This is a genomic window from Pantoea sp. E956-1 (genome assembly GCF_982223955.1).
In genome coordinates this window covers 433427-446900 of the sequence record NZ_CEUYZP010000001.1, presented here as the reverse complement: position 1 = coordinate 446900, position 13474 = coordinate 433427, and the positions used below count along the sequence as shown (strand labels likewise).

11 protein-coding genes are annotated in these 13474 nt (G+C 56.9%); 4 read left to right on the top strand and 7 right to left on the bottom strand.

The features are described from left to right. Positions 1-89 precede the first annotated feature (89 nt). Genes AC0T7J_RS02155 through AC0T7J_RS02145 form a run of 3 tightly spaced genes read left to right on the top strand, consistent with a single transcriptional unit; the run spans position 90 to position 3255 of the window. Positions 90-2720 (top strand): YdbH family protein, encoded by a 2631-nt coding sequence (locus tag AC0T7J_RS02155; protein ID WP_473791844.1) that lies wholly within the window; start codon positions 90-92, stop codon positions 2718-2720. Next, positions 2717-2905 (top strand): YnbE family lipoprotein, encoded by a 189-nt coding sequence (locus tag AC0T7J_RS02150; RefSeq protein WP_260058260.1) that lies wholly within the window; start codon positions 2717-2719, stop codon positions 2903-2905. Before AC0T7J_RS02155 ends, AC0T7J_RS02150 begins: the two co-directional genes overlap by 4 nt. An 11-nt stretch (positions 2906-2916) precedes the next feature. Beyond that, positions 2917-3255, top strand: coding sequence for a YdbL family probable chaperone protein (locus AC0T7J_RS02145; RefSeq protein ID WP_473791843.1), 339 nt, complete (start codon positions 2917-2919; stop codon positions 3253-3255). A 64-nt stretch (positions 3256-3319) separates the two neighbouring features. Here the strand turns inward: AC0T7J_RS02145 and azoR are convergent, their stop codons facing one another. Then, positions 3320-3919 carry an FMN-dependent NADH-azoreductase gene (gene azoR, locus AC0T7J_RS02140; RefSeq protein ID WP_010244651.1) on the bottom strand — a complete coding sequence of 200 codons (600 nt, stop codon included), beginning with the start codon at positions 3917-3919 and terminating at the stop codon, positions 3320-3322. 257 nt (positions 3920-4176) lie between these two features. Between azoR and hrpA the strand changes: the two genes are divergently transcribed. Next, positions 4177-8079 carry an ATP-dependent RNA helicase HrpA gene (hrpA, locus tag AC0T7J_RS02135; protein ID WP_473791841.1) on the top strand — a complete coding sequence of 1301 codons (3903 nt, stop codon included), beginning with the start codon at positions 4177-4179 and terminating at the stop codon, positions 8077-8079. 57 nt (positions 8080-8136) lie between these two features. Here the strand turns inward: hrpA and AC0T7J_RS02130 are convergent, their stop codons facing one another. From AC0T7J_RS02130 to rstA, 6 genes are all read right to left on the bottom strand, one after another. Further along, entirely contained in the window at positions 8137-8946 is an 810-nt protein-coding gene (locus AC0T7J_RS02130; RefSeq protein ID WP_010670211.1) for a trypsin-like serine peptidase, read from the bottom strand. Between the two features lie 115 nt (positions 8947-9061). Then, positions 9062-9142, bottom strand: coding sequence for a small membrane protein YdgU (gene ydgU, locus AC0T7J_RS02125; protein ID WP_010244657.1), 81 nt, complete (start codon positions 9140-9142; stop codon positions 9062-9064). 81 nt (positions 9143-9223) lie between these two features. Further along, positions 9224-9751 carry an acid resistance repetitive basic protein Asr gene (gene asr, locus AC0T7J_RS02120; protein WP_473791838.1) on the bottom strand — a complete coding sequence of 176 codons (528 nt, stop codon included), beginning with the start codon at positions 9749-9751 and terminating at the stop codon, positions 9224-9226. Positions 9752-9910: 159 nt separating this feature from the next. Continuing rightward, complete coding sequence (locus AC0T7J_RS02115; RefSeq protein ID WP_473791837.1) at positions 9911-11398, bottom strand: carboxypeptidase M32; 1488 nt, start codon at positions 11396-11398, stop codon at positions 9911-9913. 19 nt (positions 11399-11417) lie between these two features. Then, positions 11418-12719: a two-component system sensor histidine kinase RstB gene (rstB, locus tag AC0T7J_RS02110; RefSeq protein ID WP_473791835.1), complete on the bottom strand. Its 1302-nt coding sequence runs from the start codon at positions 12717-12719 to the stop codon at positions 11418-11420. Then, positions 12716-13441, bottom strand: coding sequence for a two-component system response regulator RstA (gene rstA, locus AC0T7J_RS02105; protein WP_473791833.1), 726 nt, complete (start codon positions 13439-13441; stop codon positions 12716-12718). The genes rstB and rstA overlap by 4 nt, the downstream gene beginning before the upstream one ends. Positions 13442-13474: the final 33 nt, after the last annotated feature.

Below are 13474 nucleotides of genomic sequence, written 5' to 3'. Positions count from 1 at the left end.
GAAAGAGCTGACTTGCACCCGGCGCAGACCTTCACCTGTGGCAGATTACATGCCATCATCGTTGTCAGGATACGGTAAGGAAAAGGATTATGGCTTTTATGCCACGGATGTTCCGGCGACGGCTGGCGGCCATTCTGGCGCTGATACTGCTGCTGCTCGGCCTGATGTTGACTGTGACGCAATGGCTGCCGCGGCTGGTCGGCATCTGGCTACCTGAAGAGACCCGCATTGAGCTGTCAGGCACACCGCGCTGGCGGGAGGGTGGCCTGTGGTTGCCACAAATTCGTTATCTCGCAGGGGACTGCTCACTGGCAATGGTAAAGGCGGTGTCCCTGGGCTGGCATCAGTCGCGCTGGAAACTGAATGCGGCAGAGTTGACGCTGGATAGCACCTGCCTGCAAAAATTACCTGCCAGTGATGACAGCACGGCAGCCCCCAAAACGCTGGCCGAATGGCAGGCAATGCTGCCTGGGGCCGACATTCATCTGGGCAAACTGATCGTTGCGCCGTGGCAGACCTATGCGGGCGCGCTGGATCTGACGCTGGAAAAAGATCGTCAGCAACTCACTTATCAGGGCGATAACCTCCAGCTGGCCGCGACGCTGACCGGTCAGCAACTCGCTATTACCCGCCTGACACTCACTCATCCTGCACTTCCTGAACCCGTCACACTGAGTGGTCATCTGGAATTACCTGCCTTTGCCACGGATCTGCCGGTCAATGGTGAGGTGGCGGGACAGCTGGCGCTGGACGCCTTGCCGCATCCACTGCAGCTGACACTTAACTGGCAGCAGCAGCAGGGCGAGCTACGCGTAGCAATGGCAGAAGAGAACAGGCCACTTCTCAGACTGCCCTGGCAGATCAGCCGCGATCAGATTCGGATTGAAAAGGGCGAATACTTCTGGCCACTGGCGGCACAGCCGCTATCAGGGTTTGTTAACCTGACGCTGGATAACTGGCAGTCTGGCCTTGAGGGAAGCCTGATCGCCGGTCGCGTCAGCCTGCTGACTCAGGGACGCGGCGGCAAGGGCAACGTTGTGCTCGGCGTCGGTCCCGGCAACCTCAGCCTGACTAACAGTAATCTGCCTTTTCAGCTGACCGGCGAAAGCAAACTGGCCGATTTTCAACTTTACGGCTCCATTCCGGGCGTGCTCAGCGGCTCGCTGCTCGATCCTCAGTTAGTGCTGCAACCTAAATCGCTGCTGCGCCTGCGCGGCCGGCTGCTGTCAACGCTGGAAGTGGACGAAGCGCGCTGGCCGCTGGCGGGCGTGCGACTCTCCTCGCAGGGTATTGATGGCCGTCTGCAGGCCATTCTCAATGCGCACGATGCCAGTTTTGGCCGCTTCCGGTTGCATCTTGATGGCCGCGCCACTGATTTCTGGCCCGATAAGGGCGAATGGAACTGGCGCTATTGGGGCGGTGGCGAGATGCTGCCGCTGCAGGCGCGCTGGGATCTCAAAGGCACCGGCGGCTGGCACGACACCCTGATCCATCTGGATACCTTGTCCACCGGTTTTAATCAGCTGGCGTATGGCAGTGTCAACGTTTCAAAACCGCGTCTGACACTGACTAAACCGGTAAACTGGCAGCGTGATGCGGCGCATCCGGCCTTCAATGGGCATTTCCGCCTGCAGGCGGGAGAGACCCGCTTCAGCTATGGCGGGCGACTGGCAGACGCCACGCTCGACTTTGAGGCGAAAGGTCGTGATCCCGGCTATTTTATCTGGCGAGGCACTTTACAAGCGGGCAAGGCAGGCCCGCTGCGGGTTAATGGCCGCTGGGATGGCGAACGGCTGCGCGGCCAGGCCTGGTGGCCGGCACAGTCGCTGACGGTGTTTCAGCCGTTACTCAGCCCCGACATGAAAATGCAGATTCAGGGCGGCAGCTTGCAGGCACAGGTTGCATTTTCAGCCGCAAGTGAACAGGGTTTCCAGGCGGGAGGCCACTGGACGGTAAAACAGGGCAGCGTCTGGACGCCGGACAGTCAGGTGAACGGTATCGACTTCTCGTTGCCGTTCAGATTCCATGAACAGCAATGGCAGTTTGGTCAGCATGGCCCGGTTTCACTGCGCATTGCCGAGGTGAAAAACCAGTTTGCGATGCAGAATATTCGCGCTGACCTGCAGGGTAACTGGCCGTGGTCCGAACAGGCGCCGCTGACGTTGCAGGATGTCAGCCTTGATCTGCTGGGCGGACAAATTACGCTGCCCGCTTTGCGCATGCCGCAGCATGAGCCAGCCCGGGTGTCACTGCGTAACATCAGTCTCAGCGAGCTGGTGACGGCGCTGAAACCTAAACAGTTTGCCATGTCGGGCAAGGTCAACGGTGAACTGCCGCTGTGGCTCAATAATCCACACTGGCTGGTGGAGAAAGGGTGGATTGCCAACAGCGGGCCGCTGACCTTCCGGCTGGATAAAGATATGGCGGATGCGATTACCCGCAATAACGTGGCGACGGGCGCCGCGCTGGACTGGTTACGCTATATGGAGGTGTCTCGCAGCTGGGCCACGATCAATCTGGATAATCTTGGCGACCTCACTATGGAGGCGCAGGTGCAGGGCGTCAGCCAGTTCAGTAACCGTCGTCAGACGGTTAATCTCAACTATCATCATCAGGAAAACCTGTTTCAGCTCTGGCGCAGTCTGCGCTTTGGCGATAATTTGCAATCCTGGTTAGAGCAACATGCGAATTTGCCATCCAACAAGGACACTTCACCATGAGCCTGAGGGCACTACTGGTTCTGGCAGCCGGACTGCTGAGCATCGGCTGCGTGCCGCGCATTGAAGTCACGGCACCCAAAGATCCTATCACCATCAACATGAACGTAAGAATCGAGCATGAGATCCACATCAAAGTCGATAAAGATGTCGAAGCGCTACTGAAAAACCAGAGCGGTCTGTTCTGAGGAGAGCAACGATGAAACGCATATTCGCGGTGCTGTTCCTCGCCCTGACGATGGCGCAGCCTGCCTGGGCTCTGACGCTGGATCAGGCGCGGCAATCGGGGCGGGCAGGTGAAACACTCTCAGGCTATCTGGCGGCACGTGCGCAGGATAGTGAAACGCTGGCGCTGGTGCAGCGGATTAATGCCGGACGTCAGCAGGAGTATCAGCGGCTGGCAGAACAGAATAATCTCTCCACGGCCGATGTCGCCAGTATTGCCGGACAGAAGCTGGTGAGCCGTGCGGCAGCGGGCGAATATGTGCGCGGCATCAACGGTCAGTGGCTGAGAAAAGCGGCAGAAGGCAGTCAGTAACCGGCGAAAAAAAACCGGGCGCATGGCCCGGTTTTTTACCGCGTCATCCTGAGATGACAGAGACTTACGCAGTCACGATCTGCTTGATAGCGTCTTTCGCTTCAGCGGTCGCTTTGCTGGCCACTTCCGGACCGTAAGCGATGCCTTCAGCAAACACGAACTCGACGTCAGTGATGCCGATGAAGCCCAGGAATAGCTTGACGTAAGGGGTCAGCAGGTCAGTTGGGGTATCTTTGTGAATGCCGCCACGGCTGGAGATAACGACTGCCGTTTTGCCTTTAACCAGACCTTCCGGGCCTGCTTCGGTGTAGCGGAACGTCACGCCAGCACGGGCAATCAGGTCGAAATAGTTTTTCAGCTGCGTCGGGATGTTGAAGTTGTACATTGGCGCGGCAATCACCACTTCATCATGAGCCTGCAGTTCTGCAATCAGTTCATCAGACAGGTCCAGAGCCTCCTGCTGACGAGGTGACAGCGGAGTATCAGACGGACGCATTGCACCCACTAACTCGCCATCCAGTACCGGAATCGGGTTAGCTGCCAGGTCACGTACGGTAACCTCTTTACCCTGGGCCTTTGCCTGTTCGATGTAGAAGTCAGCGAGCTGGCTTGATTGTGAATAGCCTGCAAGGATGCTTGATTTCAGAACTAAAACTTTGCTCATGGTGGTTTCCTGTCTGTTACGCGGAAGACTTTCCGCTCAATGGTTTACACTCTACGGTTATCGATGGCGCGGTGAAAGCGCAATATTTCGAGACCCATGTTCGAATTTATTGAATAAGCGTAACCGGGGCCAGCCGCCGGAACAGTTCAGAATGTGCTATGATGCGCGCAATTAATTTTATTGAATCAGCTGGTTATCCCGGCTTGCAGGGCGCTGCGTCACGCAGCGACACCGTCTGAGTAAGGTACGTCACTATTATGTCATCTCCCGATACTTCCCCACTGGCCGCGCTCTGGTCACGCCTCGATGGTGTAATGCTGCGCGATCGCCAGCGGTTACAGCGCCGTTTGCAGGGTGCCAGAAAAGCTAAAAATCCCGAGGCACAGCAGGGCATCGCCACCGAGCTTGAGCAGGACTTTATCGCTGCCGAGCAGCGCGTGGCCCAGCGCCGTGCGGCCACGCCAGCCATTACCTTCCCGGACAATCTGCCGGTCAGTCAGAAGCAGCAGGATATTGCTGAGGCAATTCGCGATCACCAGGTGGTGATTGTCGCCGGTGAAACCGGCTCGGGTAAAACCACGCAGCTGCCGAAAATCTGTCTGGCGCTGGGACGGGGTGTGACGGGGCTGATTGGTCATACGCAGCCGCGCCGTCTGGCCGCGCGTACCGTGGCGAACCGCATTGCCGATGAGCTCAGCACTTCGCTGGGCGGTTGCGTCGGCTATAAAGTGCGGTTTAACGACCAGGTCAGTGACCTGACGCAGATTAAACTGATGACCGACGGGATTCTGCTGGCGGAGATCCAGCAGGATCGTCTGCTGATGCAATATGACACCATCATTATTGATGAAGCGCACGAACGCAGCCTGAATATCGATTTCCTGCTCGGTTATCTGCGTGAGCTGTTGCCGCGTCGCCCCGATCTGAAAGTGATTATCACTTCCGCCACCATCGATCCACAGCGTTTCTCACGTCATTTCAATAATGCGCCGGTGATTGAAGTCTCAGGCCGGACCTATCCGGTTGAAGTGCGCTATCGGCCGGTGATCGAAGAGGCGGATGATGGCGATCGTGACCAGCTGCAGGCGATTTTTGATGCGGTAGATGAGCTGGGCCGCGAAAGTCGGGGCGATATCCTGATCTTCATGAGTGGTGAGCGTGAAATACGTGATACCGCCGACGCGCTGAACAAACGCGATCTGCCGCACACCGAAGTGCTGCCGCTCTATGCGCGACTGTCGAACGCCGAACAGAACCGGGTGTTTCAGTCGCACAGTGGCCGTCGTATCGTGCTGGCGACCAACGTCGCGGAAACCTCACTGACGGTGCCGGGGATTAAATATGTGATCGATCCTGGCACCGCGCGTATCAGTCGTTACAGTTTCCGTACCAAAGTGCAGCGCCTGCCGATTGAACCGATATCACAGGCGTCTGCCAACCAGCGTAAAGGGCGTTGCGGCCGCGTTTCAGACGGTATCTGTATCCGTCTCTATGCAGAAGATGACTTCCTGAGTCGTCCGGCCTTTACCGATCCTGAAATCCTGCGCACCAACCTGGCGTCAGTGATCCTGCAGATGACCTCGCTGGGCCTCGGCGATATCGCCGCCTTCCCGTTTGTGGAAGCGCCCGATAAGCGCAATATCCAGGATGGCGTCCGCCTGCTGGAAGAGCTGGGCGCGCTGACCCTGAACGAAGAAAACGGTCACTACAAGCTCACCGGTTCCGGGCGTCAGCTGGCGCAGCTGCCGGTGGATCCGCGCCTGGCGCGGATGGTGCTGGAAGCGCAGAAATTTGGCTGCGTGCGTGAAGTGATGATTATCACCGCAGGCCTGTCGATTCAGGACCCGCGTGAGCGTCCGGCAGATAAAAAGCAGGCGTCCGATGAAAAGCACCGACGCTTTGCCGACAAAGACTCCGACTTCCTCGCCTATGTGAACCTCTGGAACTATCTGGCGGAGCAGCAGAAAGCGCTGTCCGGTAATGTTTTCCGCCGCCAGTGCAAAAGCGATTTCCTTAACTATCTGCGCGTGCGGGAATGGCAGGATATCTACACCCAGCTGCGGCAGGTGGTGCGTGAACTCGGCATTCCGGTTAACAGTGAACCGGCTGAGCTGCAGCCCGTTCACTGCGCGCTGTTAAGCGGTCTGCTGTCGCATATCGGGCAGAAAGACACCGATAAGCAGGAGTATACCGGCGCGCGCAATACCCGCTTCGCGATCTTCCCTGGCTCCGGGCTGTTTAAAAAGCCGCCGAAGTGGACCATGGTGGCGGAACTGGTCGAGACCAGCCGCCTTTGGGGCCGCACGGCGGGCCGTATTGAACCGGAGTGGATTGAGCCGCTGGCACAGCATCTGATCAAGCGCAGCTACAGTGAACCGCACTGGGAGAAATCGCAGGGCGCGGTGATGGCCAGCGAAAAAGTCACGCTCTATGGCCTGCCGATTGTCGCCGCCCGAAAAATTAACTATGGCAGCATCGATCCCACCCTGAGTCGTGAACTGTTTATTCGTCACGCGCTGGTGGAGGGCGACTGGCAGACCCGACACGCCTTCTTCCGCGCAAACCAGAAGCTGCGCAGCGAAGTGGAAGATCTGGAACACAAATCCCGTCGTCGCGACATTCTGGTCGATGACGAAACGCTGTTCGCTTTTTATGACCAGCGCATTGGCAAAGAGGTGGTCTCGGCGAAGCATTTCGACAGCTGGTGGAAACAGGCCAGTCGCGAAAACGCAGAACTGCTGAATTTCGACAAGCAGATGCTGATCAAAGAGGGCGCGGATAAAGTCAGTCAGCTCGACTACCCCAACTTCTGGCATCAGGGCAACCTCAAACTGAAGCTGAGTTATCAGTTCGAGCCGGGCGCAGATGCGGATGGCGTGACGGTACATATTCCGCTGCCGCTGCTGAACCAGGTAGAGGATAGCGGTTTTGAGTGGCAGATCCCCGGTGTACGCCGTGAACTGATCATCGCACTGATTAAGTCGCTGCCAAAGCCGCTGCGACGCAACCTGGTGCCGGCGCCCAACTACGCCGAGGCGTTCTTAGGAAGAGTGAAAGCGATGGAGATGCCGCTGCCTGATGCGCTGGCGCGGGAATTTCGCCGCATGACCGGCGTCACGCTGGAGCGTGAAAACTGGCAGTGGGAACAGGTGCCCGATCATCTGAAAATGACGTTCCGGGTAGTCGACGAGCACAACCGTAAACTGCTGGAAGGCAAAGATCTCACTGCGCTTAAGACACAGCTGAAAGATAAAGTGCAGGAAACGCTGTCGAAAGTGGCGGATGACGGGCTGGAGCAGAGCGGGCTGCATATCTGGAGTTTTGGCGATCTGCCACGCAGCTATGAACAGAAGCGCGGCGGCTACCAGGTTAAAGCCTGGCCTGCGCTGGTGGACGAGAAAGAGAGCGTCGCCATTCGTCTGTTTGACAGCGAGCAGGAGCAGCAAAAAATGATGTGGCGCGGTCAGCGTCGTCTGCTGCTGCTGAATGTGCCGTCACCGGTTAAATATCTGCACGAGAAGCTGCCGAACAAAGCCAAGCTCGGACTCTACTTTAACCCTTATGGCAAAGTGCTGGAGCTGATTGACGACTGCATTGCCTGTGGCATCGACAAGCTGATGGGGGAAGCGGGCGGGCCGGCCTGGGATCAAACCTCGTTTGAGCAGTTGCGTGACAAAGTGCGCGGCGAACTCAATGAAACCGTGGTGACCATCGCGAAGCAGGTCGAGCAGATCCTGACGGCAGTCTTCAACATTAATAAGCGGCTGAAGGGCCGGGTCGATATGACCATGGCGCTGGCGTTATCTGACATCAAAGCGCAGTTAAGTGGCCTGGTTTATCGCGGCTTTGTCACCGGCAACGGCTGGCAGCGACTGGCCGATACGCTGCGTTATCTGCATGGGATTGAGCGCCGACTGGAAAAACTGCCTGCCGATCCGCACAGCGATCGTGCGCGGATGTTAAAAGTGCAGGCAGTGGAGCAGGCTTATCAGGCGTGGCGCAACAAGCTGCCGCCGCAGCGTCAGGATGATGAAGAGGTGCAGAGCATCCGCTGGATGATCGAAGAGCTGCGTATCAGTTACTTTGCTCAGCAACTGGGTACGCCTTATCCCATCTCAGATAAGCGCATTCTGCAGATGATGGAGCAGATAGCGGGTTAAGTGCCGGGATGCGCGCCGTAACCGGCGCGCATCCGGTAATGAGGGTAAGAGTGCGGGCTACTGCGCCAGGGATTCCAGCTTATCTTTAAATGAGGTGACGGAAATCGCGCGGTTATCAGCCAGATAGCGATCTTTCGCAGCCGGTGCTGAGCTTTGTACCGCGATTAACTGCCAGCCTTTATCGCTGTTGAGCAGCAGTGGGGAACCACTGTCACCCGGCAGGGTGTCACACTGATGCGACAGCACGGCGCGCTGCGCCCAGCCGGTAATCAGGCAATCGCTGTGGGAGTAAAGCGTGTCCAGATGATCAGCCGGATAGCCCGCCTGGGTGACTTTGCGACCGGTCAGCTTCAGCGCCGCAGTGAGATCGCTGCGTGAGCCATCGAACAGCGGAATTGGCGTAATCGCTGAGGGCGGATTGCGTAAAATCACGATGCCGTAATCATAGGGTGCTGCACTGCTCGGCACGATCCAGCCTTCACCGTCCGCTTTTAACTTTGACGCCAGCGAGGGTTCAACCCGCGCATCAATATCGTGAAGCTCGTAGCGCCAGCCTTTATCACTGGCCATAAATCGCAGCGCAACCGGCTTATCAAAATTACCCGGCGGGGCAAGCAGGCAGTGTCCGGCGGTCAGTGCCAGATGGGGAGAGATAAGCGTGGCAGTACAGAGGTTGCCGCTTTCGGTTTCCAGCTGACCAATAGCATCCCAGGGGGCAGCGGTAATATCGGTGATTGCCTGGCGATGATCCTTACCGAAAAACAGCATCTTAATTTCAGCAGGAGTAGGCGAGTCATCGTCATCATCGGCATGAACCGTGGTGGCAAAGCTGAAGAGTCCAACCATTAACAGGGTAGCCAGGCGCATAGAAATCTCAATGGCGAGAAAAAATTAACGTTATTGTTATTACGTAAGTACGGTAACTATAGTCGGTGAGCGTTGAAAAAGGGAGTTTTATTGGTTAATCAGTACGCTACAGCGGTTAAACAAAAAAGCTTGCCGCAACAATGCCACACAGGATCATCACCAGCAGAATAATTTCGAAGCGATAGCGACGCACCATATCATCGACTCCAGTAAAGAAACACCCGGCAGAACCGGGTGTTTTTAATCATCATCTCGTGGCCGTGCGCTGAAGGCGACCTTAGTTTTTAGCTGCTGGTTTCACAACTTTTTTGTGGTGAACTTTTTTAGCAGCCTGAGCTTTCTGTGCAGCAGGTTTAGCTACTTTTTTGTGGTGAACTTTTTTAGCAGCCTGGGCTTTCTGAGCGGCTGGCTGAGTGGCTTTTTTGTGGTGAACTTTTTTAGCGGCCTGGGCTTTCTGAGCAGCTGGTTTAGTGGCTTTTTTGTGGTGAACTTTTTTAGCGGCCTGGGCTTTCTGTGCAGCAGGTTTAGCTACTTTTTTATGGTGAACTTTTTTAGCAGCCTGCGCTTTCTGCGCGGCATCTTTTTTCACAGCTTTTTTGTGGTGTTTCTTAGCAGCCTGGGCTTTCTGAGCGGCTTTATGGTGTTTCTTGTGCGCAGCTTTGTGAACGGTTTTAGCCGGTGCTGCAGCGGTAGTAGTGGTTGTTGCGGCTGGCGCAGCAGCTGGAGCAGCTGAAGTATCAGCAGCGAAAGCAACAGAAGACATACCCATAGCAGCGGCGACAACCAGTGCAAATAATTTTTTCATTGCAAATCCCTCGAAGACTATTTTTTCATGTGTAGCCCACTGCGGGGCCGGTGAAGAGACTATAGGGATATCAATGAACGGTGTCCGTGGGTGTTTGGTATCGGCGTGTAACCGATTGTACAAAGGCGGGAAAGGGCGGTCAGCAGACCGCCCGAGAGCTTAGCTATTCAGGTAACGTTGTTCAAGGTGCTGGCGGAAGAAAGCCGGATTCAGCGCTTCGCCGGTGGCGTTGATCAGCAGCTGATCGGTGGAGAAACGGCTGCCGTGCTGCCAGATGTTCTGTTGCAGCCAGTCGAATACCGGCTGCAGCTCACCGTGCTGAATCAGCTCGCTGAGCTGAGGAATCGCAAGATGTACCGAGCGGAACAGCTGCGCGGCGTACATCGCGCCCAGCGTATAGGTCGGGAAGTAGCCAAAGGCGCCGTCGGTCCAGTGGATATCCTGCATACAGCCATCGCGGTAGTTACCCCGGGTATCCAGACCCAGCGACTGCATCATTTTCTCATCCCACAGCGCCGGAATATCCTCAACCTCAATCTCGCCTTCTATCAGCGCCTGCTCGATTTCATAACGCAGAATGACATGCGCCGGATAGCTGAGCTCATCAGCGTCAACCCGGATCAGGCCAGGCTTAACCTGTTGGGTCAGGCGCACAAAATTATCCGCCTGCAGGGCAGGCTGATCGCCAAAGGTGGCGATCACCTGCGGCAAAATGCGCTGCAGGAATTCGCGGCTGCGACCAAGCTGCATCTCCATAAACAGGCTTTGTGATTCGTGGATAGCGGTGGAGCGCGCCAGCGCCACCGGCTGCCCGCGCCACTGCTGCGGCAGATTTTGTTCATAGCGGGCGTGGCCGGTTTCGTGGATCACGCCCATCAGGGCGCTGAGAAACTCATTCTCGTTGTAACGGGTGGTAATGCGCACATCTTCCGGCACGCCACCGCAGAAGGGATGCGCACTGATATCCAGCCGGCCATGGTTAAAGTCGAAACCCAGCGTTTCCATGATGCTCAGGCCGAGCTGACGCTGAGCAGGCAGGGCGAACGGTCCCTGCGGCGTGACAACAGTCTGCTGCGCCTGTTTTTCCACGACCTGCTTTAACAGATCGGGCAGCCAGGTTTTCAGTTCGCCAAAAGTTTCGTCCAGCCGGGCGCGGGTCATCCCCGGTTCATAAAGATCCAGAAGCGCATCGTAACGCGAGCAGCCACTGGCGTCGGCGCGGCGCTGGGCTTCTTCACGGCTCAGACGCACCACCTCTTTGAGATTGGCGGCGAAGCCCTGCCAGTCGTTGGCGGGACGCTGAGTGCGCCATGCATGTTCGCAAACCGACCCGGCGATCGATTTGGCTTCAACAAACTCATCAGGCAGCAGGGTGGCCTGCTTGTAAGCGCGCTGCATCTCGTTGAGATTGGCCCGCTCGACATCGTTCAGCGACTGCTGCTCAGCAGCCTTAAGCCACTCACCTACCTGAGAGGCCGTCAGGATCTGGTGCTGTAAAACGCTCATTTCTGCCAGCGCTTCACCACGCGCCTGACTGCCGCCTGGCGGCATGGTGGTTTGCATGTCACATCCGGCGATGGCCGTGACGTGACTGAAGCGGGAAAGGCGCTGGAACGTTTTGGTAAGTTGTTGATACGCTGAGGTCACGTAAGACTCCTTGTGGTTTTTAACGCAGCGGAATTTCCCGCAAGGTTAGATCAACCGGCCAGCAAAAGCGAACGCTGGCGCCGCCCAGCGGACTGGACTCTATGGTCACAGTGCCGCTCAGCGCCTGGGCAATAGAGTGAACGATTGCCAGACCCAGTCCGCAGCCGCCCGTGGCGCGATCGCGGCTGGGGTCCAGTCGGACAAAGGGTTCGAAAACCCGTGCACGCTCTTCCGGCGGAATACCCGGACCGTCATCTTCCACCTGCAGACACCCTATCGGGCCGTCGAACCATAAACTGACGCGCAGCCGCTGCTGCGCATAACGCAACGCATTATTCACCAGGTTATCCAGTACCCGCTCCATCAGGCGGGTATCAGAAATGCCGATATTTTCACGCTGCGGCAGCTCAAGGTCGAGCCGTACGTCGGGATGAATGGTACGGAAATCGTCAAGCCGTTCGCGCAGCCAGCTGGCCAAATCCAGCGATTTCAGATTGAGATCGACGCGCGGCCGATCAAGACGCGCATAGGTCAGCAGCTCCTCAATCAGGCTTTCGAGCTGGCCGATGTCGCGATTCAGCGCCACCCGTTCGCCATCAGTGAGGTTGTCGCTCATCTCCAGCCGGTAACGCAGCCGCACCAGCGGTGTGCGCAGCTCATGCGCAATTCCGTCTATCAGCTGCTTCTTACTGGCGACCAGCGTATTGATGTTCTCGGCCATCTGGTTAAAGGCGATGCCGAGCCGGAACAGGCTGGAGGTGCTGTCAAAATGGGTGCGCACGTCCAGCTCGCCACGGCCAAAGCGCTGTGCCGCTTTTTCCAGTCGCTGCATCTCCTGCCAGTGGGGGCGCAGCCAGATAAACACCGGCAGTGCCAGCGACATCCCTATAAACACCAGAAGGGCAATATCCAGCAGTCGCATCTGATGCAGGTAGAAGAGATAGGGAATCGGCCCGACTGACAACACGTAGTGGCTGCGCGGAATATGCTGCAAAAAGGTGTATTGATCGTCGAGCGCCACGATCTCTCCGGCGTGCAACCGGCGCATGTTGCCTTCATCAAGCTGATATTTGTTCATCGGCTCGATGTGCAGATCGAACGACAGGCCGAGATCGAGGCTTTTGATGGTTTTATTCCAGTCACGCGGCGGGATCTCACGCAGTTCGCTGCGGATCAGGTAGAGCGAACTCGCCATCAGGTCATTCATCGACTGGCGGCCCGCACGCTCAGCGGTGAACTTGTAGACCAGCCCCACCAGCAGCGCCATCACCAGAAAGCAGACAAACAGCAGCAGATAAAACTGAATAAAAAGCTTTCTCATAGCCCGCGGGTATCCCAGGCCTGGGGCGCAAACAGATAGCCTTTATTACGAATGGTTTTAATGCGGAACGGCTCGGTGGCGCTGTCGTGCAACTTTTTGCGCAACCGGGAGATGGCCACATCGATGCTGCGATCAAGGCCGTCATAGCTGACCCCACGCAATGTTTTCAGCAGCGCATCACGGTTAAGCGTCTGGCCCGCATGGCTGGCGAGTACCCACAGCAGATCGAAATCCGCGGTGGAAAGGGCGATCTGCTCGTCAAACAGCGTGACCTGGCGGTTCAGCGCATCGATGGTCAGCGAGCCAAAACGAAGCATACGGTTGGCGGCGGGTGTGCTGGGCGCATCGTCCGGCTGTGCCTGCTGCGACTGACGCAGATGCAGACGCAGGCGGGCCAGCAGCACCGCAGGCGGCGTGGTTTTCAGGATATAGTCCTGCGCACCCATCTCCAGGGCCAGAATATGGTTCATGTCGCTGTCCAGTGAGGTAAGCAACACGATTGGCCCCTGCCAGTTGGCCCGCAGGTCACGGCAGATAGTCATGCCATCTTTGCCTGGCAACATGATATCCAGCATCACCAGATCGGGCTGCTGTTCGGCAATGACCGCTTCAGCACGGTCGCCGCGCATCTCGACAATGACTTCAATATCATGACGACCCAGATAGGCCGCAATCAGTGAGCCCACTTCGGGTTCATCTTCTACATAAACAATTTTGTTCATAGTTCACAAAGCAGAGACAGGGATGGACGGAAG

Excerpts from the sequence above, each read along its gene's own strand:
- AC0T7J_RS02155 (WP_473791844.1), top strand. The coding sequence starts at position 90 with ATGGCTTTTATGCCACGGATGTTCCGGCGACGGCTGGCGGCCATTCTG.
- AC0T7J_RS02150 (WP_260058260.1), top strand. The coding sequence starts at position 2,717 with ATGAGCCTGAGGGCACTACTGGTTCTGGCAGCCGGACTGCTGAGCATC.
- AC0T7J_RS02145 (WP_473791843.1), top strand. The coding sequence starts at position 2,917 with ATGAAACGCATATTCGCGGTGCTGTTCCTCGCCCTGACGATGGCGCAG.
- azoR (WP_010244651.1), bottom strand. The coding sequence starts at position 3,919 with ATGAGCAAAGTTTTAGTTCTGAAATCAAGCATCCTTGCAGGCTATTCA.
- hrpA (WP_473791841.1), top strand. The coding sequence starts at position 4,177 with ATGTCATCTCCCGATACTTCCCCACTGGCCGCGCTCTGGTCACGCCTC.
- AC0T7J_RS02130 (WP_010670211.1), bottom strand. The coding sequence starts at position 8,946 with ATGCGCCTGGCTACCCTGTTAATGGTTGGACTCTTCAGCTTTGCCACC.
- ydgU (WP_010244657.1), bottom strand. The coding sequence starts at position 9,142 with ATGGTGCGTCGCTATCGCTTCGAAATTATTCTGCTGGTGATGATCCTG.
- asr (WP_473791838.1), bottom strand. The coding sequence starts at position 9,751 with ATGAAAAAATTATTTGCACTGGTTGTCGCCGCTGCTATGGGTATGTCT.
- rstB (WP_473791835.1), bottom strand. The coding sequence starts at position 12,719 with ATGAGAAAGCTTTTTATTCAGTTTTATCTGCTGCTGTTTGTCTGCTTT.
- rstA (WP_473791833.1), bottom strand. The coding sequence starts at position 13,441 with ATGAACAAAATTGTTTATGTAGAAGATGAACCCGAAGTGGGCTCACTG.